The organism is Paraburkholderia sp. SG-MS1 (genome assembly GCF_012275575.1).
In the GTDB taxonomy this organism is placed as follows: domain Bacteria; phylum Pseudomonadota; class Gammaproteobacteria; order Burkholderiales; family Burkholderiaceae; genus Paraburkholderia.
In genome coordinates this window covers 1-20,590 of the sequence record NZ_NPIH01000108.1, presented here as the reverse complement: position 1 = coordinate 20,590, position 20,590 = coordinate 1, and the positions used below count along the sequence as shown (strand labels likewise).

21 protein-coding genes and 2 pseudogenes are annotated in these 20,590 nt (G+C 62.0%); 15 read left to right on the top strand and 8 right to left on the bottom strand.

Annotation, left to right across the window (positions count from 1 at the left end):
- The first annotated feature begins 89 nt into the window (after window positions 1-89).
- From CIC12_RS07725 to CIC12_RS07710, 4 genes are all read left to right on the top strand, one after another.
- Window positions 90-1,178 (top strand): fatty acid desaturase family protein, encoded by a 1,089-nt coding sequence (locus CIC12_RS07725; protein WP_238812443.1) that lies wholly within the window; start codon window positions 90-92, stop codon window positions 1,176-1,178.
- Window positions 1,179-1,211: 33 nt separating this feature from the next.
- Window positions 1,212-1,538, top strand: coding sequence for a MocE family 2Fe-2S type ferredoxin (locus CIC12_RS07720; RefSeq protein WP_168663555.1), 327 nt, complete (start codon window positions 1,212-1,214; stop codon window positions 1,536-1,538).
- 250 nt (window positions 1,539-1,788) lie between these two features.
- Window positions 1,789-2,910 (top strand): Gfo/Idh/MocA family protein, encoded by a 1,122-nt coding sequence (locus CIC12_RS07715; RefSeq protein WP_168663554.1) that lies wholly within the window; start codon window positions 1,789-1,791, stop codon window positions 2,908-2,910.
- Window positions 2,911-3,297: 387 nt separating this feature from the next.
- On the top strand, window positions 3,298-3,540 hold the full coding sequence (locus CIC12_RS07710) for an aldehyde dehydrogenase family protein (protein ID WP_446727993.1): 243 nt from the start codon (window positions 3,298-3,300) through the stop codon (window positions 3,538-3,540).
- A gap of 313 nt (window positions 3,541-3,853) precedes the next feature.
- On the opposite strand, the gene CIC12_RS33000 is transcribed toward CIC12_RS07710, so the two are convergent.
- A complete protein-coding gene (locus CIC12_RS33000) occupies window positions 3,854-4,000 on the bottom strand; it encodes a hypothetical protein (RefSeq protein WP_238812433.1) in 147 nt (48 codons plus the stop codon).
- 120 nt (window positions 4,001-4,120) lie between these two features.
- Here CIC12_RS33000 and CIC12_RS32715 point away from each other — a divergent pair, with 120 nt between their 5' ends.
- Complete coding sequence (locus tag CIC12_RS32715; protein ID WP_174771956.1) at window positions 4,121-4,549, top strand: hypothetical protein; 429 nt, start codon at window positions 4,121-4,123, stop codon at window positions 4,547-4,549.
- Window positions 4,550-4,954: 405 nt separating this feature from the next.
- On the opposite strand, the gene CIC12_RS07700 is transcribed toward CIC12_RS32715, so the two are convergent.
- A complete protein-coding gene (locus CIC12_RS07700; RefSeq protein ID WP_238812431.1) occupies window positions 4,955-5,686 on the bottom strand; it encodes a hypothetical protein in 732 nt (243 codons plus the stop codon).
- Between the two features lie 481 nt (window positions 5,687-6,167).
- Between CIC12_RS07700 and CIC12_RS32995 the strand changes: the two genes are divergently transcribed.
- Window positions 6,168-6,479 (top strand): hypothetical protein, encoded by a 312-nt coding sequence (locus CIC12_RS32995; RefSeq protein WP_238812429.1) that lies wholly within the window; start codon window positions 6,168-6,170, stop codon window positions 6,477-6,479.
- Between the two features lie 143 nt (window positions 6,480-6,622).
- Here CIC12_RS32995 and CIC12_RS07695 read toward each other — a convergent pair whose 3' ends face one another.
- The 3 genes from CIC12_RS07695 to CIC12_RS07685 form a co-directional block, all read right to left on the bottom strand.
- The gene (locus CIC12_RS07695) at window positions 6,623-7,948 is read right to left on the bottom strand and encodes an SUMF1/EgtB/PvdO family nonheme iron enzyme (protein ID WP_168663552.1); all 1,326 of its coding nucleotides are present in this window, start codon (window positions 7,946-7,948) and stop codon (window positions 6,623-6,625) included.
- A 119-nt stretch (window positions 7,949-8,067) separates the two neighbouring features.
- Window positions 8,068-8,862, bottom strand: coding sequence for a fumarate/nitrate reduction transcriptional regulator Fnr (gene fnr, locus CIC12_RS07690; protein ID WP_168663551.1), 795 nt, complete (start codon window positions 8,860-8,862; stop codon window positions 8,068-8,070).
- 236 nt (window positions 8,863-9,098) lie between these two features.
- Window positions 9,099-9,572 carry a universal stress protein gene (locus tag CIC12_RS07685; RefSeq protein WP_168663550.1) on the bottom strand — a complete coding sequence of 158 codons (474 nt, stop codon included), beginning with the start codon at window positions 9,570-9,572 and terminating at the stop codon, window positions 9,099-9,101.
- A 280-nt stretch (window positions 9,573-9,852) separates the two neighbouring features.
- Between CIC12_RS07685 and CIC12_RS07680 the strand changes: the two genes are divergently transcribed.
- Entirely contained in the window at window positions 9,853-10,446 is a 594-nt protein-coding gene (locus CIC12_RS07680) for a FadR/GntR family transcriptional regulator (protein ID WP_168663599.1), read from the top strand.
- A gap of 125 nt (window positions 10,447-10,571) precedes the next feature.
- Here CIC12_RS07680 and CIC12_RS07675 read toward each other — a convergent pair whose 3' ends face one another.
- Complete coding sequence (locus tag CIC12_RS07675; protein ID WP_168663549.1) at window positions 10,572-11,165, bottom strand: acyl-homoserine-lactone synthase; 594 nt, start codon at window positions 11,163-11,165, stop codon at window positions 10,572-10,574.
- Window positions 11,166-11,318: 153 nt separating this feature from the next.
- Here CIC12_RS07675 and CIC12_RS07670 point away from each other — a divergent pair, with 153 nt between their 5' ends.
- Window positions 11,319-11,636 (top strand): XRE family transcriptional regulator, encoded by a 318-nt coding sequence (locus CIC12_RS07670; RefSeq protein ID WP_168663548.1) that lies wholly within the window; start codon window positions 11,319-11,321, stop codon window positions 11,634-11,636.
- Here the strand turns inward: CIC12_RS07670 and CIC12_RS07665 are convergent.
- Window positions 11,620-12,324 (bottom strand): helix-turn-helix transcriptional regulator, encoded by a 705-nt coding sequence (locus CIC12_RS07665; RefSeq protein ID WP_168663598.1) that lies wholly within the window; start codon window positions 12,322-12,324, stop codon window positions 11,620-11,622. The genes CIC12_RS07670 and CIC12_RS07665 overlap by 17 nt on opposite strands.
- A 476-nt stretch (window positions 12,325-12,800) precedes the next feature.
- Between CIC12_RS07665 and CIC12_RS32990 the strand changes: the two are divergent.
- The 7 genes and pseudogenes from CIC12_RS32990 to araD all read left to right on the top strand — a co-directional run.
- A pseudogene (locus CIC12_RS32990) lies at window positions 12,801-13,155 on the top strand (dihydrodipicolinate synthase family protein); the annotation flags it as partial.
- The gene (locus CIC12_RS07660; RefSeq protein WP_168663547.1) at window positions 13,152-14,090 is read left to right on the top strand and encodes an SMP-30/gluconolactonase/LRE family protein; all 939 of its coding nucleotides are present in this window, start codon (window positions 13,152-13,154) and stop codon (window positions 14,088-14,090) included. The pseudogene CIC12_RS32990 and the gene CIC12_RS07660, both read left to right, overlap by 4 nt.
- Window positions 14,091-14,391: 301 nt before the next feature.
- On the top strand, window positions 14,392-15,561 hold the full coding sequence (locus CIC12_RS07655) for an extracellular solute-binding protein (protein WP_168663546.1): 1,170 nt from the start codon (window positions 14,392-14,394) through the stop codon (window positions 15,559-15,561).
- A gap of 92 nt (window positions 15,562-15,653) precedes the next feature.
- Window positions 15,654-16,733, top strand: coding sequence for an ABC transporter ATP-binding protein (locus tag CIC12_RS07650; protein WP_168663545.1), 1,080 nt, complete (start codon window positions 15,654-15,656; stop codon window positions 16,731-16,733).
- Window positions 16,730-17,620: an ABC transporter permease gene (locus CIC12_RS07645; protein WP_168663544.1), complete on the top strand. Its 891-nt coding sequence runs from the start codon at window positions 16,730-16,732 to the stop codon at window positions 17,618-17,620. The genes CIC12_RS07650 and CIC12_RS07645 overlap by 4 nt, the downstream gene beginning before the upstream one ends.
- Window positions 17,620-18,549, top strand: coding sequence for an ABC transporter permease (locus tag CIC12_RS07640; RefSeq protein ID WP_168663543.1), 930 nt, complete (start codon window positions 17,620-17,622; stop codon window positions 18,547-18,549). Before CIC12_RS07645 ends, CIC12_RS07640 begins: the two co-directional genes overlap by 1 nt.
- Window positions 18,550-18,580: 31 nt before the next feature.
- Complete coding sequence (gene araD / locus CIC12_RS07635) at window positions 18,581-20,341, top strand: L-arabinonate dehydratase (protein WP_168663542.1); 1,761 nt, start codon at window positions 18,581-18,583, stop codon at window positions 20,339-20,341.
- Window positions 20,342-20,455: 114 nt separating this feature from the next.
- On the opposite strand, the pseudogene CIC12_RS07630 reads toward araD, so the two are convergent.
- Window positions 20,456-20,590, bottom strand: a pseudogene (locus CIC12_RS07630) (short chain dehydrogenase); the annotation flags it as partial.

Sequence of the window (20,590 nt, the reverse complement as noted above, 5' to 3'; positions counted from 1 at the left end):
AATCTTCCCTTTGAGGCACCTCGTCCTATCGACTACTTTTCTTGGATGAAGCGCCGCATCGTTCGGAACGGCGCCCAATGAGACAGGAGATGCGGGTGAGCGATACGGACGAAAACACAAAAGCATATGGACCTTCTGCAGCGCGCGACGCTTACCGGCTGGTCGGCGGGGCGGGCGAGCGCGCGCGTGCCGCAGGCCTTGTCAATGCGCAGTGGTACAGGAGTCCGGTGGCCCGGCCGGTGATGAAGCAATTGATGCAGCGCAGCGACGCGCGCGCGATCTGCGACACGTTGCTCTGGTACGCGGCGATCATCGCAAGCGGCGTCCTCGCCGGATGGGCCTGGCACGCGCATTCGTGGTGGGCGATGCCGGCGTTTTTCCTGTACGGCACACTCTATTGCAGTCCCGCCGATTCTCGTTGGCATGAGTCGGGCCACGGTACGGCGTTCAGGACGCGCTGGATGAACGATCTGCTTTACCAGATCGCATCGTTCCAGGTGTTCCGCCGCGCGACGGTCTGGCGTTGGAGCCATGCTCGCCACCACACGGATACGCTTGTTGTCGGGCGTGATCCGGAAATTGCCGCACCCCGGCCCACCGACTGGCTTGCACTCGCGCTCAACGTGTTCGCGCTCAAGCACGTCTTTCACGAACTCCCGAAGATGGTCAGCGCGGCATTCGGCCATGTCGGCGCGGCAGAAGAGACCTTCGTCCCTGCCTGCGAATGGCCGAAAGTGGTCCGTGAGGCTCGCCTCAGTCTGAGCGTCTACGCACTCGTGATGGCTGCGTGCATCGGTTTGCGGTCGGTGTTACCGCTGCTCTATGTCGGCTTGCCGAGCCTGTACGGTGCGTGGCTCTATCTCTACTTCGGTCTTACCCAGCACGCCGGCATGCCGGAGAACGTGCTCGATCATCGGCGCAATTGCCGCACGGTGATGATGAATCCGCTGTTCCGCTTTCTCTACTGGAACATGAACTATCACGTCGAACATCACATGTTTCCGATGGTGCCGTTCCATGCGTTGCCGCAATTGCATGAGGTGGTGAAGGCGGACATGCCGCCGCCGTATCGCAGTAGCCTGGCTGCGTACGCGGAAATCATTCCAGCGCTGATACGGCAGACGCGTGACCCGTCGTATGCGGTCGTGCGGCCGGTGCCCAGTAGTGCGCAAGCTTGACCCGGCGCGAACTCACAACACGAGGGAGACAAGATGACACAGTGGATCGATGCAGCAGCACTGGACGATATAGAAGACGAAGATGTCATGCGCTTTGATCACGCAGGCCATACGTATGCGATCTATCGGATCGACGACGGTGTCTACGCAAGCGATGGATTATGCACCCATGAACAGGTCCACCTGAGCGATGGGCTCGTGATGGGTTTCGTGATCGAGTGTCCGAAGCACAATGGCCGCTTCGACGTCCGCGATGGCCGACCGCTGTGCGCGCCGGTGTGCGAAAAGCTGCAGACCTATCCTGCGAAGGTTGAAGCCGGTCGCATTCTGATCGAAGTCCGACGCGATGGCGGCCGATAGGGTGATGGCCGATAGCATGCGGTGTCACGCCGGTCACGATCTGCGCCAGGCGCTCGCTCAGGCGGATGTCGTGTCGGTGCCCATGCCGAAGTCAGCAGAGGGCCCGTTTTGATGCGCTTCTGACTGCGCTACGCGAGGGCGCAACGATGCCGGTAACTCCAAGGGACGGCCGTCAGGCGTTGCGACTCGCCAACTGCGCGCCAAGAACATTGAATCTCGTCAGGTCCGAAAACATACGGGTGAATCAATCATGCAAGAAATTGGCGTTGGAATCATCGGGACCGGGTTCATGGGAAAGACCCACGCTCTGGCCTATCGCGCGGTGGCGGGCGTGTTTCCGGAATCGCTCCGTCCGAAACTCGTTGCGGTCGCCGATATTGACGAAGACGCCGCGAAACGCGCTGCGGCGCAGTTCGGATTTGCGCGAGCGAGCTCGGACTGGAAGTCACTCGTCACCGATCCCGCCGTTGAGGTGGTATCTATCACGACGCCCAATCGGGTGCACAAGGAGCAGGCGCTCGCGGCGATCGCTGCGGGCAAGCACGTGCATTGCGAGAAGCCTATTGCGCCGCGCGCTGCGGACGCGAAGATCATGATGGAGGCCGCGGAGGCCGCCGGGGTGGTGACACAGGTGGGCTTCAACTACATCAAGAACCCGATTCTGGGTCTCGCACGCTCCATGATCGTGGCAGGCGAACTCGGGGACATCGTGAGTTTTCGCGGCATTCATGCTGAAGACTACATGGCCGACGCCGACGTGCCATACAACTGGCGCGTGGATCCGTCGGGCGGCGGCGGGGCGATTGCCGATATCGGTAGCCATATCATCGGAATGTCGCGCTTCCTGCTGGGGCCGATCGTGGAGGTGATCGCCGATCTGAGGACGGTTGTGGGGAGCCGGCCGGTCAGTCCGGGGGCGGCCGAGCGAAGGAAGGTCGAGGTCGACGACATCGGTCGGGCGATCGTTCGATTCGAACGCGGCTGCAGCGGCAGCATCGAGGCGAACTGGGTCGCGCTCGGCAGGAAGATGCAACTGGGTTTCGAAGTGACGGGCACGAAGGGAACGCTCGTGTTTTCGCAGGAACGCCTGAACGAACTGCATTTCTATCGTGCCGGTGCAAATCCGCGAGAGGCAGGATTTGTCCGCATCGAGGCGGGACCGCAACACGCGCCATACGGGAACTTCATTGTGGCGCCTGGGCACCAGCTCGGTTTCAACGAACTCAAAACGATCGAAGTTGCCGATTTTCTGCGGGCCATTGCGGGCGGTGAGCAGAAGGGGCCTGATTTCCGCGAGGCATGGGAAATTCAGAAAATCATCGACACCGCTATTCAGTCCTCGAAGGAGAGGCGCTGGCTCGCCGTTTCGTAAAGTGCGCCGGTGTGCCCCTCCAGGAAGCGGCTTGAGCCGAGCGAGACCGGCCATGTCAGGTCCGCACTAGCCGCGGTCGTAGGGCGACCTGGCCACCAGATTCTCAAAGCATCAGGTCGACGACAACCCGGATAGACGTGAGGTCATCGGTCAGCGCAGCCAAAGCGGCGACGCCCACCCGGACGCTGAGGCTCAGGCTTGCAGGAGGCGAATACTGGTGGCATCGTTTGCCTGACAGCCCCTAACAGGGACATGCGGCGCACGCGGAACGACGAGCGAAAAGAAACCGAAGACGGCCAAAGAAGCGATTGCCGAGCAGATTGTCCCAGAAGAGAACCAGGAGGGGACCGTCAGCAGGTAGCGCGGTTTTTCACGCAGAATCCCAACGTGGTGGCGCTGGAGCTCGGTGCCGTCGCGCTGATGACGTCACTCAAGCACCCGTTGATGATCCTGTCGACAAGTCTCGCGCCCGCGCTCGCTACGGGCAATAGCGTCGTAATCAAGGCGTCGGAACAGACGCCGCTCACGACGGTGCGGCTCGTGTGTCTGCTGAATGAAGCAGGCGTGCCGAAGTGTGTCGTCCACGGTGAAGGAATCGGCGAAGAACGCGGCTGCATCCGTTCCGGATAGCCGATAAGCCACCGCATTTCGAACGGCGGCGGCTATCACGGCCTGTTCGCGCCGCAAGTCTTCAATGGGCTTGCCGGTGTCCCAATTCTCCGAAAATTTTCGACAGCCCGTTCGGGCGACGCCTGAGCCAGGTGTCTTTCGAACAACACCCGATCGGCTCGATTATTCCCATAAAAAGTCGCGATGCCCGTGGCGCCCTGCCAGCAGGGCGATGTGTCTTGTTGCGGATGGTTGAGCGGCGTTTCGCCAGCCTTGGCCGACAAAGCGCGACCCGGACTTACCCGCCGACAATCGTTATGCGATCGTCCTCCGCTCAGAGATGGTTGTGGTGGATGCGCGGTTTGGCATCGGGGCGAACTGATCGCAATGACACCTTTCCGCGGCTGGCCGGTTTCAGCATGGTCACCGTCGCGGCGTACGCGTGATTGAACGGCGCCGAGAGACCTTCGTCGCGGAACATCACCGGACCCATTTGAAGTTGGCAGTCGGGTACACGCGTATCGCCGCAACTCGAGAGGAATACGCCGCCTTCCGCTTCCGCCGACGGTCGCGGCACTGGTCGCCGCGTGCTGGCCGGGGTATGAGCCGCGCCCACCTTTTTGATCGCGCCCGGCGCCTGGTTCTGCGCATTTCATTGCGCGCGCGACCTGAAGCCGGGCCCGACGGCGTATGGCTGTATTCGCTGGTGCTGGTGGCTGGCGAGGTATCGGCGAAACTCGTCGCCCATGTGCGATGCTTCGCGCGTCGGCGCTCCGGTCGTCGCGCGAAGGCTTCGCTGCCGGCACCGAAGGATGTGCGGCAGCAGGGGCTGTTTTCCTGGGTGGTGAGCAACCGCGGTTTGGCCGCGATGCTTTTGCGCCTTGATTCCAGACTTGAACTGGCCGAAAAGCTGACCGGCACATGCCCAGATCATCGGGCATGGGGCCTGACTTTGGCGCAGGTTGCGCAAGTGCTTGAAAAGCTGCGCGCGACGGAAGATCTAACTGAGGGTCGACGGTGGCGACGATGAGATGCCCGCGTGAGGCGCTCGTCGCTGGGGTCGAGTTGGCGCCGCGTCAGCTAAAAGTATGTCCGTTATCTATCAAGGGCCGGTCGAACATTTACTTCCGAAACGCACTTACCTTCACTTCGTCCGACGTCAGAGTGAATAGAGGGATCGGTTGGCCATGTGGGAGGGAAAGCGGTGAACCGGTCGATGGAAAGGCCCGCCGGCTCCTGGATTGAGTGCGACGACCCCAAGATTTCGGGCATTAAACGCAGTGGTGAGAATTGCAGATATCACTCGCCCCGGAATTCTCCGCGACAGGTCGGGCAACCGGGCATTGTTCGGCTGGAATGCGTAACCGGTGCCCACGATGCGGTGATATCGCGGGTCTGCACAATCACCGCCTATTTCATGCCGACGACCATCGACTTACCCGGCCAAAATAAAGGCTCCTCGCGCACGGTCATACTCCACGAGATGGGCTGAGTCTTCCGCCTCGAGGGTTTTTTCAGCGATCTGCCAAGGAATGATAGTCTCGAAGTGCCCGTCGGCGTCTTCCATTTCGATGTACTCGTTGCGCCTACCGAGCTCATCCATCAGTATGGACGTTGTGCTCATGCCGAGCTTCTTCTTGATAAGCTCTGCCTTTTTCTTTGACGTGAGTGCGTGATGCACGACGGTTTTACTGATGTAAATACGCGTCAGCGGTGTCGCGTTGTTGATACTTAGTATTGCTCCTCCGTCCTTCGGATTCGAACCGTCGATGTACCCAGCCGAGTGTTCGGGTGACGATCCTACGTAGAATGCCTTCCAGTCCGGCTCATAGTCGAGCTGCGGCTGGCGCTGGATGCCTTCCTTGATCGCCTTCGCAGCTGCTGCGGTGCAGCCGTGGTACCCCAGTTGGCCCTTCGGCATCGGTATCTTAACGATCCCTTGCAAGCGCTTGGCTTTGGCTACCAGCTCTTCCCCCAAAGCATGAGCTTCCCGGTAGCGCCGCCAATCATGGTGATCCATATTGGTGAGAAAGCTTCGGAATTGGTTTAGTGACTTCGCCCACTGAAACATTTCGTCGATCTCGGCCCTTGGCCAGTGTTGCGGATTTTGGTCCTTGAGAGTCATCACGTCGACTGCTTCAAATTTTTTCAAACCTTCCATATTCATAACTCGCCTCGCTACACTGAAGAATTCCCACTAACGAGGCCATAACCTTGCTCTCAGGTTGCAATGGACACGCCTTATCAAGATTCGGTTGCGCTTCTGCCCACCGCTCAGCGAGCCGCGCCACCGACAAGATAACAGGGCAGGCGGCCGAATATTCCAACGGCGTTCCCCCACTCTACTCATAACGAAAATGAATGACTGCGTTAGAACCCAATGACGAATATTGCGAGGATGGAGGGTTGCCGCCTGGGTAAAGCGTTCGCGATTCGAGCCGATTTTGCTTGAGCTTTGCCCGAACGGTCCCACGTTTGTGAAGGAGGAGAGCCGTGAGATCTAACACTCGCGCGTCATTGACGTTGAGTCTTGCCGCGCACAACCTGTCAGCATTCTGCGCGGCCGACTGCTGGCTGTTAGCATACCGACCGAGCGTATCGTTCTCGAACGAAAGGCCCGGCGAGCCACAAAGAGCAAGGCCGAAATCGTGAAACTCCTGCCTGCGACACTCGTTGAGACGCCGGATGAAACGTTTTCGGCTCTTGCCGGGAAGCTGGGCGTGACTGCGACAAGGTTGGACCAGTTGTTTCCGGCATTGGTGTTTGAGCTGCGTGAAAGACGCCTTGGCTTGGGTCGACAGTGCAGATGGTTGCGGCTTCTAAGGATCGGGCGCAATCTGCGCGCGCTCAAAGCGCAATTCGAGCACGAGGGGCTCGCGTTCAATCGAGGCAATCTATTCAAGCACGGCAAGATCATTGTTTACAGAGGGGGCCAGAGGAACGACTGTTTCTCTGGATAAAAGAAAGAACGCCCGCTTGAAGTTGTTGCGTGCGTAACCGGCGACAAAGCGATAAATGATCTTGTTCGCAAAGTTAGCCGATAGATGACTTTTCCAAAAGTAAAGCGATAGCCGATCTTATGTGTCAACTATCGCTTTATTCGTCACGCCTTCACACAGCGGAACCCCGCATACACATACTGATAATGCGCTTGAAACCAGTTGCGGAAAGCCGGCCGCAGCATGCACTGCGCGGTGCGTGCCGAGCCACCTTTGAGCACGTAATGCTGCCCATCGAAGAAATTGGCTGAATACCCCGGATAGAACGGAAACGCTTCGAAACCAGGCAGTGCGTCGAATACCGTCGAGGTCCATTCCCAACCATTGCCGAACTGACCTTCGACGCCGAACGCGCTGACGTTCTGCGGATACGCGTCGACTGGCTTTGGGTCCCAGCTGCGAAAATCGAAATTGCCCGACTCGGCGTGCGGCGTGCCTTGCGCCGCGCGTTGCCATTGCGCTTCGGTGGGCAGGGACTTGCCGGCCCAGCGCGCGTAGGCACTGGCTTCGGCATGGCTCACGTAGGCTGGCCAGTCGAGCGGCAGCGGCACGTCGTCGAACATCGTGCGCAGCATCCATTCACTCGCGTTGCCGCCTGTTTCGCCGCTCGCCTCGCGTTGCGACCAGCAGGCAGGATGCTCGATGTGTTCGGCTTGCCGCCATGCCCAATCTTTCTGCGACCACCATTTGGATTCGCGATAGCCGCCGGCCTCGATGAACTCGCGAAACGCGCCGTTCGTCACCATGTATCGATCGATCTCGAAGGCGGGCACGTCCACGCGCATTTCGCCGAACTCGTTGTCCCAACCGAACTGGCCGGCATCGCGCGACATGCCGAGGACAGCCGCGCCGGCCGGCACGCCGACCATCGATGCCAACGCGTCCCGGCGCTCGGGATGCGTGACCACGGACTCGCGCAGTTCGGTGACCTTCTGTGCAAGCGGCAACTGATGAAGCATGTATGCGAGCGTTTCGGCATGCATCAGCCGGTGCTCGATGGCGACGTTCAGCAACTGCCGGCAGGTGTCGGCTTGCGCGCTGTCGCGGGCGAACCTCGCGGCGTCCGCGAGACGTGCGAGCGCGTCGTCGATCTGCTTGCGCGCGCGCGAGGCATACGCGCGTACGGTGTCGAGCGACGGCCAGTCGCCGGGTTGATCGGTGGGAAAGCCGCCGTCGACCGGGTCAATGCCGAAAGCAAAAAGCTGGTCGAGTTCCGGGGCGAAGGCGGGCAGGTCGCACACACGTCGATCGAACAGATTGCGATCGAACGCTTCCAGATGGCCGACGTAAAACACGATCCGGTGGCGTTCACGGATCGGCCGTTCATACAGAAATTCGGGTTTGACGATCGCAAACAGTGCGTCAGTGACCTGACGCGCGTCGATCAGACGCTGGACGAGCGGGTGACGTGGGGCGGGGTCGCGATTCATTTCGCCGGGTCTCCTTGCGGGGGAGGGACTAAAGACTGTACCCGCTCGCAGGAGCCATGCCAAGCCGAAATCGCGCCAAACGAGCGTGGGCGGGGCGCCGGCTGAGCCCAGCGACTGGCTCAGACCTGGCGCAGTCGGGCCAGATCGACGATGCGGATGTGCTTGCCTTGCGTGTCGATCAGGCCGCGCTTTTGAAATCTTGACAAGGTGCGGCTCACGGTTTCGAGCGTCATACCGAGGTAGCTGCCCATGTCGTCGCGCGTCATGCGCAGGTTGAATTCGGCCGACGAATAACCGCGCTGCGCATTGCGCTCCGATACGTCCAGCAGGAAGGCGGCGACCCGTTCGTCCGCGGACAGTGAGCCGAGCATCAACATCTGCGTGGCTTCGCGGACGATTTGCGCGCCCAGCAGTTTGTGCATGCGCTCCTGCATCGAACTGATTTCGCGGCACAGACGTTTGAGCGCGCTGTAGGGGACGATGCAGACGGTGCTGTCCTCGAGCGCCACGGCGCTGCACGCGTGGACGTCTTCGCTAATGCCGTCGAGCCCGAGCGCCTCGCCGGCGAGGCGCAGCCCGGTGACCTGCTCGCGGCCGTCGCGGTGCGCCATCACGGTTTTCATCGAACCGGAACGCACGGCGTAGACGCTGTCGAAACGGTCGCCGCTGCGGTAGAGCGCTTCGCCGCGCTGGACCGGGCGCGCGGAGCAGATGAGCGTTTCAAGTTTCGTGAGTTCCTCGGCCGACAGGCCTTGAGGCATGCAGAGTTGCCGCATCGAGCAACTCGAACAGCGAGCGGTGGTGCGCGCGCTTGCCCGCACCGGTGCCGCGCGGCGGCCGCTGCGCGTGGACGACGAACTTGCGGAGGAACCGTCGATACCGGTGGAGTGCGTTACAGCGGAAGGAGTGAGCATGTCTGCAGGCGATTATCGGAGTAATGACGATTGTCCCATCCGCCCTAAACCCGGCTTGGCGGCAAAGTGACGCGTTCAGCCGGTTAGGCATCTTGAGCGTTGTGGCGCCTGGATAGGTGGTCGGGCGGTCGGACTGCCATGTATTTCTTGAGCGCTTCGCGCGGTGCGGAGCTCATAATGAGCCGCCATCGCTCGACGCCGGTTCACACGGCAAACAGCAGTCGCATGATGCACCGTTACGGGGTGGCCGGTTCCTTGTCCTGGCCCGCGGCGGCCGGAATCAACAACACGGGGATGGTGGCCTGGCGCACGCAGCGCTCGGCGACGCTGCCGAGAATCAGCCGTTGAAAGCCACGCCGGCCATGTGTGCCCATGACGAGGAGGTCGGCGTCGAATTCGGCGGCAGCCTTCAGCACGATGTCCGACACGTCGCCCAGCGACGATGCCTCGCTGACGGCCGGGTCGCCCTTGACGCCTTGCTCGGCCATCGTCTGCGCGAATTCCGCGCGCAATTCCCTGCCTTCTTCGATCAGACGGTTGCGCAGGATCGACGGGTCGTAGCCGGGCGCTTCGAAGTACATGGGCGTGTTTTCGACAACGTAGAAAGGCCGTAGAACGGCGCCGTTGGATTTGGCGAGCGCGAGGGCTGCCTCGAATGCACGGCGGGAAGTGTTGCTGCCGTCGACCGCTACAAGGATGCGTGTGTACATGGCGACTCCGCGTCTGAAAAATCCGTATGCCGTAGCCCTTTTCACGGCCCGGCTCCTTGATCTTTTATACCAACGAAGCTTAGATGATGGCCGAAAAAGATGCACTCAACCAGGATGTAAATCAAACTCTTGTCGAATTCTTGGGTGTGGTGTGCTTACCGCCAGGCGTGACAGCACGGCAGCTGGCGAATCCGGGACTCGATTCAGGACGCATATTTCCATAAAGGACGGCCAAAGTCGGCCTGACAATCAAGTGATGTTCAGACAAGCTGTTTCGCCGATGAACGAGCGCAAAGCCACAGGCCTGCCCGACAAGATCTACGGCGACATCCTCAATCGCATTCTTGAAGGGCAATACAAGGAAGGTGAGCGCTTGCCAACCGAGCACGCGCTGGCGGAACGGTTTGCGACCTCGCGGCCGACCGTGCCCGAAGCACTGGCGCGCCTGCGGGCGGACGGCATCATCATGACGCGGCATGGTTCGGGCACGACGGTCGCGCGGCGGCCCGATCCGGACGTGCGCCGTTTCGCGCCGCTCGAAACGCTGTCCGACATTCGGCGATGCTACGAATTTCGCATCGTGACCGAGGCGGGCGCGGCCGCGCAGGACGACTTTCTGTTTCATCTGGCCGTGGCGCGCGCGTCGAAGAACCCGTTTTTCGTCACGGTCATGTCGTTCATCGAGGAACAGATCCTGTTCAGCATGAACCTGTCGCGCAACCTTTCGCTCGTCAAGACGGTGGAGCGTCAGCGGCTCGTCCAGGCCGAGCACAGGGCGGTGCTCGATGCGATTTGCCACAAAGACGCGGCGGCTGCCGCCGCGGCGATGCGCGCGCATCTCGAGAATGCGCTCGAACGAATGTTCGGCTCCTGAGTTCCGGCGTACCGACCCGACGCAACACAGCCGCGGCACACCGTTTGTCCCGGTCAACCGCATGGCCCGCAACCCAGGTGGACGCGCTTGCGTGAACCGACGCCAGGCGCGAACCCGCCGCCGGACTAAGCCGCAACCGCCACCGGCCCGAACAGGGCCGTGAGGGTCTTCGGGCTCACGGCAACGTTCAGCGCCACCGCGCGCTCCACGCCGATCTGCACCGGCGCGCCAAGCCGGCTGATGTCGATGCCGGTCCTGCGCAGGAGTCGCTCGATCGGCGTGGTGGTCACGGTGACGTACTGCGTGATACCCATTCGCTGCGCGAATTTCATGACTTCCTGAATCGCCTGGATCGTCATGTCCGTGAAGCCGAACGACTGCTCTTCGCCACCGGTTTCGATCGCAAACCGGCTCAACTCCCAGATATGCCGCCCGACCGGAGCCTGCTCGCCGTGCAGTAGCTGGGGGAAAGTGTCTTTCAGCATATTGGGGCCTTCGGTTGGCATCATGCGCCAACAGCCGCGCAACTTCCGGTCTTCGCTCTGAATCAGCATGTAGTACGGCCCGAGGGCGTCATAGCCGTCGATCTCCATGCCCGCTATGGTCGGGACATCCCAGCCGAGCCGCCCGTGAAACACCCGTGCCCGCAGGCGGTACATCTCGTTGATGTCCGAGTTGTCGAAATCCTGGCGCATTCCAATCCGGATTGCTGTTTGCATGCCGTTCTCCTGAACGAGTTGAGAAACCAATATCAGGAAAACTTATGCATATTGAATCGTTCTGCCACCTACCTACCTGGATAGGTGTGCATGCTTATCGGGTAACGCAGAATTCGAGACACGTATCCGCATCCAACCGACGAGGCAACGAAAATGGAACTTCTCGAAAATCACTGGCAACCGCTGACTGGCCTCCAAACGCGCCCCGCGGAGGCCCCCACGGCGGTGGATCGTGTGCTGATCATTGCGTACCGCAAGAAGAAAAAAGAAAGCCAGCGCCGCTTCTGGGCGCGGTTCGGCGTCACTCAGTCGCGTGGAAGCCGGTTCGAATCCGGTGCTGAAATCCCGGCGCCGGTGTCGATCCTGCTGGGCTTGTACTTCACGAAAACCGTTTCCGATGCTGATCTGGGCCGTGCCGAGCGAGTGCTGTATAGCCGCGACGCCGCCGCGTTTCTCAACCCGGGTCAATAAGCCCGAGTTGCGCCGCGATGACGGCAGCTGCACGCCGCGAATTCACACCGAATTTCGTCCTGATATTTTTCATGTGGAAGTTCACCACGGCTTCCGAACAGTTCAGGATATGGGAGATTTCCCAGGTGGATTTGCCGCGTGCGGTCCATTTGAGGCACTCGCGTTCGCGCGGCGTGAGCTTGGGCAATACGGTCTGAGCGTGCGTATCCAGATGGCGCTGGCTGGTATCGATCACCAGGTCGCGCAATAACACCAGATTGGGTAGCGCCGCGTTGACATGGCGCTGGAAATCGTCGATCGAACTGCTGTCGTTGACGAAGCACATCATGCCGGCTTCCTGGTTCGGTCCGTGAATCGGTACCGTCACCCCCGCGCGCAGCCCGTATGAGCGCGCTTCCTCGTACATGGATTGCTGCGCCGCGGTCGAGAAGATTGCCGGCGACCAGATCAGCGGTGCCGCGCGCGCCATGCAATGCTCGACGGTCGGGTCGATGTGAACCAACCCCTCTTTGTCATACGTCTGTCGCCAAGCCGGCGCGTAGGTGCTGCGTATATAGGCATCTTCCAGCCGCATGGTGGGGCGCGGCAGCATGGCGATCAAAATTTTGTCGAAGCCCCATGTCTCGGCAAGGCCCGCAATCGCACGGAACCATTCCGCTTCGTCGGCGGCGTTCAGTAGCGGTGCCATCTGCTCGATAAAATGTAGCGACAATTTTTTTAACTCTCTCAGGCTCGCAAACATCCCGTTGCGGTTCGTCGCGGAACTGTAATTCGTCCGGCTGTATTAATCGTCATAATCTAACACTAAAAAAACCTGCACAGCGCCAAACGCGGTCGAACGGCATGACGGGGCGCGTCTGCGAAGAAAAACGAGCGAATTGTCATCTAAGTGTGTTTCATCCCGCGATTAAGAGTTATAGGCTCTTGGAATAGGTAATTCTCCCGTCGGCGGCATTTTGAAGCCTTTCATTGGCAATATTATTACCCGCTGATTTTAATTAAGCACGAGGCCCAGGTTGCCGGACCCAACCGCGCATTCGTCCACGATAACGCGCGGCTGCGCGTTATCTTGCAAGGGGCAGGCATGGACCCGTCGGGCTCCATTGTCATATAAAAGTGACAGTTCGCAGTAGTTTCGAGACACGACGGCCAAGTTCGCCCGAGCATGTGCGCGAGTTCGGGCTCGCAGCATGGACAACCGGTTCGGGATGCCTCGCGCCGCGCAGGGTCATGGCCTTGGTGCAGGCGGTCCGCAGTGGTGCTCACGAAACGGCGCAACGGCTGTAAGACGCGTTCCTGCCGCTCGAAATCTGCGCGACGCAAGCTCGCTGATCCGCGTGCTGCACCATGCGTCACGTTCGCGCAAATCGCCGACATGGCTCCGACGCTGCCACAGCTCAGTTCGACGCCGCCCGAACATCATGCGAAGATCGACGCTGCCGCGCGAGCACTGCTTGCGCTGGAACGCGAGTTTGCGCGAACCCATTCATCGATCTCCGAACCCCAATCACCAGCATGACCGACAACAGCCGACGCTATCCCGATCCTTCTATCCGCGTAATCGATCCGCGCTTCAAGTCGCTGATTCTTGCCTCTGCTTCCGTCGAGTGTCTGTACCAGGGCGCGCGCTGGTCGGAAGGCCCGGTCTGGTTCGGCGATGGCCGCTATCTGCTGTGGAGCGACATACCCAACGACCGCATCCTGCGCTGGGACGAACCGAGCGGCACCGTCAGCACGTTCCGGCAGTCGTCGAACAATGCGAACGGCCACACGCGCGATCGACAGGGACGCCTCGTCAGTTGCGAGCACCTCACGCGCCGCGTGACGCGCACCGAATACGACGGCTCGATCACCGTGCTCGCCGACCGTTATCAAGGCAAGCGTTTCAATTCGCCGAACGACGTGATCGTGAAGTCGGACGGCTCTATCTGGTTCAGCGACCCGACCTTCGGCATCGACGGCTTCTACGAAGGCGAGCGCCAGGCGTCGGAACTGCCGGCGTGCGTGTACCGCGTCGACGGGCAGTCCGGCGAGGTGTCGATGGTCGCCGACGACGTGCTTGGCCCAAACGGCCTCGCGTTCTCGCCGGACGAGTCGGTGCTGTACATCGTCGAATCGCGTGGCGAGCCGCGCAAGATCCGCGCGTTCGATGTCGGCGGCGACGGCGCTGCACTGTCGAACAACCGCGTGCTGATCGACGCCGGTGCGGGCACGCCGGACGGCTTTCGTGTCGACGTCCATGGCAATCTGTGGTGCGGCTGGGGCATGGGCACCGACGAACTCGACGGCGTGCGTGTCTTCACCGCGCAAGGCGAGCCGCTTGGCCACATTGCATTGCCGGAGCGTTGCGCGAACGTGTGCTTCGGTGGGCGTCATCGCAACCGGCTGTTCATGGCGGCAAGCCATGGTCTGTATTCGCTCTATGTGAATACGCAGGGCGTGCAAGGCGGCTGAAGCGCGAATCGGCGTGAGCAGATGTGGATGGGCGCAGATGAACGCACCAGGCATTCTCCTGTTGCTTGACAACGAATCGTGCGACCACCTCACCGGCTCCGGGTTTGCCCTTGGATGCGGCGCGCTCCGCTTTGATCGATAAGAATTCCCCGCAAAAAACGGCGGTTTTCATGCGCCGCGCGCGCTCGCGAGTATTTGCTTGACATCGGCTGTTCCGCTTCGCTATGTTGCGTTGGTAGAGAGACACCGCCCGCTGCGCACCTGACGGGTGGACTTCCATACCAAGAAGCGAGGAGACGCAATGACTGTTTCGCACAGGTTGTCGCTCAAGCTGGTGTCCGTATGTCTCGCGGCGAGCGCCGCATTTGCATCCGCAGCGCACGCGGCCGATCCGGTCACGATCAACATCGTCGACGTGGCCGGCGATCTCCAACTCACGCAAAAGGGCTTCGAGGCATTCAAGGCGAAGTATCCGAACCTCGTCGCCAGTCTCACGTTCACCAACGCGCCCGCTCCGCAATTGCCCGGCAAGATCAAGGCGATGCAGGGCGCAGGCCGCTCCGACATCGATCTCGTCCTGACCGGCACCGACGCGCTCGCGGCCGGCATCGAACAGAACCTGTGGATCAAACTGCTGCCGGACAACGCGGCGCAGTTTCCCGGCGTGCTCGACAAATACGCGCCGGGTCCGCGCAAGATGCAGGACCTCGCGCAGGGCTATGGCCTCACGGTCGCGTATATGCCGGCCGGTCCGCTGCTCGAATACAACCCCGCCAAAGTCGGCGATCCGCCCAAGACGCCCAAGCAGCTTCTGCAATGGTGCAAGGCGCATCCGGACAAGCTGATCTATGCACGGCCGGCCAACTCGGGTCCGGGCCGTACGTTCCTGATGGGCTTGCCATACGTGCTCGGCGACAAGGATCCGCAGGACCCGATTCACGGCTGGGACAAGACGTGGGCCTTTCTGAAGCAACTGAACGAGTGCATTCCTTACTATCCTGGCGGCACCTCGGCGGTGATGAAGGAACTGGGCGAGGGCACGCGCGACATGACCGTCACGGTAACGGGCTGGGACATCAACCCACGAGCGCTCGGCATCGTGCCGGCTGAATTCCGGGTGCAGGCGTTCGACAACATGACATGGGTGAACGACGCGCACTACATGGTGATTCCAAAGGGCGTGCCGAAGGAAAAGCTCGACGTCATCTACAAGATGATGAACTTCATGCTCGAACCGGCGCAGCAGGCCATGACTTATGACGACGGCTATTTCTATCCCGGCCCGGCGATCAAGGGCGTGAGCGTCGAACAGGCGCCCGCGCACAGCCAGGAGGTGCTGAAGAAGTACGGCCGCCCGGAATACGCGAAACTGCTGGCTGACCGTCCACATGCGTTGCCGTTGAATGCGTCCGCCATGGTCGCGGCGTTCAAGAAGTGGGATGCCGAGGTCGGCGCACAGAAGACCAGGTAGTCCGCGCATCCAGCCATGCATGCCGTCGCGATTCGCGCGTGACAGGTCGGGAGGAGCATTCGTCGACATGTCACGCGTATCAGGAAACCTCCATGAAGCATCACTTTGAGCAGTTGCGGCTCGACTCGGTGAGCCGCAGTTTCACGAATGCGCAAGGCCACGCGATCGCGGCGCTGCAGGAACTCGATCTGACGATCCAGCGGGGCGAGTTCATCGCGTTGCTCGGGCCGTCCGGCTGCGGTAAATCGACGGCGCTCAATTGCATTGCCGGCTTGCAGCCGTTGACGGGCGGCGGCATCTGGCTCGACGACAAACGCATCGACGTGTTGCCGCCGGAAAAGCGCGGCTTCGGCATGGTGTTCCAGAACTACGCGCTGTTCCCGCATATGAGCGTGCTCGACAACGTCGGCTTCGGCTTGAAGATGCGCGGCGTCGGCAGAAGCGAAACGACGCGTCGCGTGCGCGAGGCGCTGCAGCTCGTGCAACTGGTCGGTCATGAACACAAGCTGCCTGGTCAATTGTCCGGCGGTCAGCAACAGCGCGTGGCGATTGCGCGGGCTATCGTGATCGAGCCGCCGCTAATCCTGATGGACGAACCGCTGTCGAACCTCGACACCAAACTGCGCATCGAAATGCGCGCTGAAATTCGCCGTATTCATAGCCAGCTCGACCGCGCGACGCTCTACGTGACGCACGATCAGGATGAAGCGCTGTCGATGGCGGACCGCATCGTCGTCATGAAGGAGGGCGTGGTGCAGCAGGTTGCCACGCCGAAAGAGGTCTACACACGGCCGCACAATCTGCATGTCGCGCGTTTCATGGGTTATCGGAACGTGGCTGAATTCACGCTCGAAGGCACCCACGGCGACGGCGTCGCGGTGAGCGTGAACGGCGTGCGTCTGATCGGCACGCCGATGGCGGGCTTCGACAACAAGCGCGTGAGCGTCGCGCTGCGGCCCGAGGATATGGAGCGCGCCGCGCCCGGCGCGGACAACGCGTTCGACGCGCTGGTCGACGCGGTCGAATACGGCGGCCACGATTCGTTGCTGCGTGTGAAGACTGCATTCGGCGACGTGTGGGCGCGCATCGTCGGCGAATTCGTGGCGGGCGAGCGCATCAGTTTGCGCGTGGCGCCGTCGCGCGTGCTGGTCTACGACGCCGAGGCCGCATGAACACGCCTACATTGTCGCCGCCCGCTTCGCCACCGCTCGCGGCGCGCGACGCCAAGGCATGGCTCGTCACGCCGGCGTTGCTGTTCATCGTCGCGATGTTCATCTATCCGTTCGCGTACGGTCTCGTGCTGTCGTTCCGGCCGATGAACGGCGGCGGCCTATGGGCCAACTACCTGACGTTCTTCACCGACACGTCGATGTGGCCGACGATCCTCGTCACCCTCAAGCTCGCGGTGCCCGCGACGCTGATCAACGTCGGCGTGTCGGTGCCGGTAGCGTTCGCGCTGCGCCGCTACTCGCGCTATCAGAAGATCGTCACGACGCTGCTGGTGATTCCCGTCACGCTCGGCACCGTGCTGATCGCCGACGGCATGCTGACCTACTTTGGCCCCAACGGCTGGTTTCCACAGGCTTTGCAAGGGCTGCATCTGTACACGCGCGAAGTGCGCCTCACGCACAATTTCTGGGGCGTGCTGATCTCGCTGATCGTGTCGGGCTTTCCGTTTGCGTTTCTGCTGACGCTGTCGTACGTGAGCGGCATCGACCCGACGCTCGCGAGCGCGGCGGCGACGCTCGGCGCGAGTCCGTGGCAGCAGTTTCGCCGCATTTATCTGCCGCTGCTGGTGCCGGGGCTGACGATGGCAGCGTGTCTGTCGTTCGTGCAGGCGTTTTCGGTGTTTCCGTCGGCGGTGCTGCTCGGCGCGCCCGCGGGTCCGACGCGCGTGATGTCGATCGCCGCCGCCGAAGCCGCGTTCGAAAGCTACGACTATTCGCTCGCTTCCGCAATCGCGATGGTGATGGGCTTCGTGCAATTGCTGGTGGTCGCCGCGTTGCTCGGTGCGCGCCGCTTCTTCTACAGCGGACCGGCAACCGGAGGCAAAGGCTGATGACGAGCGAACGTCGTGCGGCGCAGCCCGCGTGGTCCGGATCCGCTTCGACAGGCCGCGGCGACGGCGCGCGCGAGCCCGTCAAACGCGCGACGCAGCGCGCCGGCGTGCCCGGCCGCGTATGGCGCGTGCTGGTGTGGGCCGTGATGGTGTTCTTCCTGCTCAACGTGGTGCTGCTGATCGCGACCGTCGCGGTCAATTCGGTGGCGACGCGCTGGTTCGGCACCCTGTTGCCGCAAGGCTTCACGCTGCACTGGTATGCGCAGGCGTGGAGCGATTTCCAGCTCGCGAGCGTGCTGTGGGTGACCGTCGAGGTGGTCGGCGCGGTCGTGCTGCTGTCGGTGCTGCTGGGCGTGCCGGCGGCATACGCGCTCGCCCGCGTGCAGTTTCGCGGCAAGCGCCTCGTGATGCTGATCTTCCTGCTGCCGTTGATGGTGCCGCCCGTCACCTACGGCATTCCGATGGCGACCGTGATGTACAAGACCGGTCTCGCCGGCACGCTGAGCGGCGTGATCCTCGCCAACCTGGTGCCGGCGCTGCCGTTCGTGATTCTGGTGATGACGCCGTTCATCGAGCAGATCGACCCGAATCTCGAAGCGGCGGCGCGCATTTTCGGCGCCAACACGTTCCGTTATTTCCGCTATGTGCTGCTGCCGCTGCTGGTGCCCGGCATGCTCGCGGCGGGGCTGCTGGTGCTCGTGCGCACCATTGGCATGTTCGAGCTGACTTTCTTCACCGCGGGGCCCGCTACGCAAACGCTGGTGGTCGCGTTGTACTACGCTGTATTTTCAACCGGCGTGCGCGCTCCGCAATCGATCGATGCGATGGCGATGATCTATATGGCGATCACGCTGATCTGGGTGCTGATCGCGCTGCAATTCGTCAGCCCGACGCAGATCGTGTCGCGCGTGAAGGAGCAGAAGCGCTGAAGCACTCCCGACGCTATTCGTGGAGCCGACGTTGACGAAGAGAAAGACCCCCGAGGAGCTGCGCAGCCACCGCTGGTACGGCGCGAACGATATGCGTTCGTTCGGCCATCGCTCGCGCACCGCGCAGATGGGCTACAACCGGGAGGAATACTCGGGCAAGCCGGTCATCGCGATTCTCAACACGTGGAGCGAGATCAATGCGTGCCACACGCATTTCAAGCAGCGCGTCGAGGAAGTGAAGCGCGGCATCTGGCAGGCCGGCGGCTTTCCCGTCGAGCTGCCGGTGCAGACACTCTCCGAGCCGTTCCAGAAACCCACCACGATGCTGTACCGCAACTTCCTCGCGATGGAAGCCGAGGAGACCCTGCGCTCGTATCCCGCCGACGGCGTCGTGCTGATGGGCGGCTGCGACAAGACCACACCCGCTTTGCTGATGGGCGCGATCTCGATGGACCTGCCCGCGATCTTTCTGCCCGCCGGCCCGATGCTGCGCGGCAACTGGCATGGCGTGACGCTAGGCTCCGGCTCGGACGTCTGGAAGTACTGGGCCGAGCTTCGTGCCGGGACGATCACGCAGGACGACTGGCAAGGCATCGAAGGCGGCATTGCGCGCTCGCCGGGGCATTGCATGACGATGGGCACCGCCTCGACGATGACGAGCGCGGCCGAGGCGCTCGGCTTCACGCTGCCCGGCTTTGCGTCGATTCCCGCGGCGGATTCGCGCCATGCGCAGATGGCGGTGCAGACCGGCATGCGCATCGTCGACATGGTGTGGGAGGATCTCAAGCCTTCCGACCTCATCACCGCCGGCTCGGTCGATAACGCCGTGACCACCTGCCTCGCGCTGTCCGGCTCGACCAATGCGATCGTCCACATGATTGCGCTCGCGCGCCGCGCAGGCATCGCGCTGACGCTCGATCGCTACGACGACATCTCGCGCCGCACGCCGGTATTGGCCAACGTCCGGCCGACCGGCGTCTACCTGATGGAGGACTTTTTTTACGCGGGCGGCTTGCGGGCGCTGCTTGCGGAGTTGGGCGAGCTGATCGACGGTTCGCAGAGGACCGTGAACGGCCGCACGCTCGGGGAGAACCTCGAAGGCGCGCGAATTTTCAACGACGAAGTGATTCGCCGCCGCGACAAGCCGCTCTTGCCTGACAGCGGCCTCGCGGTGCTGCGCGGCAATATCGCGCCCGACGGCGCGGTGATCAAACCCGGCGCGGCCGAGCCGCATCTGCTCGTGCATACCGGCCGCGCGGTGGTGTTCCAGGACTATAACGATCTCGCCGCGCGCATCGACGATGAAGCGCTCGATATCGACGAGACCTGTGTGATCGTGCTTCAGCATGCGGGGCCGGTGGGCGCGCCGGGCATGCCCGAGTGGGGGCAATTGCCGATCCCCCGCAAGCTGTTGCAAAAGGGCGTGCGCGACATGGTGCGCATCTCGGATGCGCGGATGAGCGGCACGAGTTACGGCGCGTGCGTGTTGCACGTGGCGCCCGAGTCGTTCGTGGGCGGGCCGTTTGCGCTGGTGCAAAGCGGCGACTCGATCGAGCTGGACGTACCGCGGCGCAGGCTCAACCTGCTGGTGCCGGACGAAGAACTGGCGCGGCGCCGAGCCGCGTGGGTCAGGCCGGCGCCGCGTTTCACGCGCGGCTATGGCGCGATGTACCAGGTGCATGTGATGCAGGCGAATCAGGGCTGCGACTTCGACTTCCTGCAACGAGGCGGTGCGCTTGCCGCATCGCAACCGGACAAGCCGGACAAGCCGGGCGAGCCGGAGATTCACTGAGGATCTGGCAGCCCGGGCGCGACGCACCGGGTTTATCGAGGGCCGTCGGCAGAGCAGTGCAGCCGCCATGGCGCGGCGACACAGCGAGACCGCATCGCGTGATTCCCTCGACATTCAATACCCCACGCGATACACCCGTCCCGTCTGCGCGCCTTCCACGCTGCGCACGTAGGCGAGCGCAGCGCGTTGCGCCGTCACCGGCTCGAAGCCGCGGAAGTAGGGCGCATAAGCGTCCATCGCTTCGGTCAG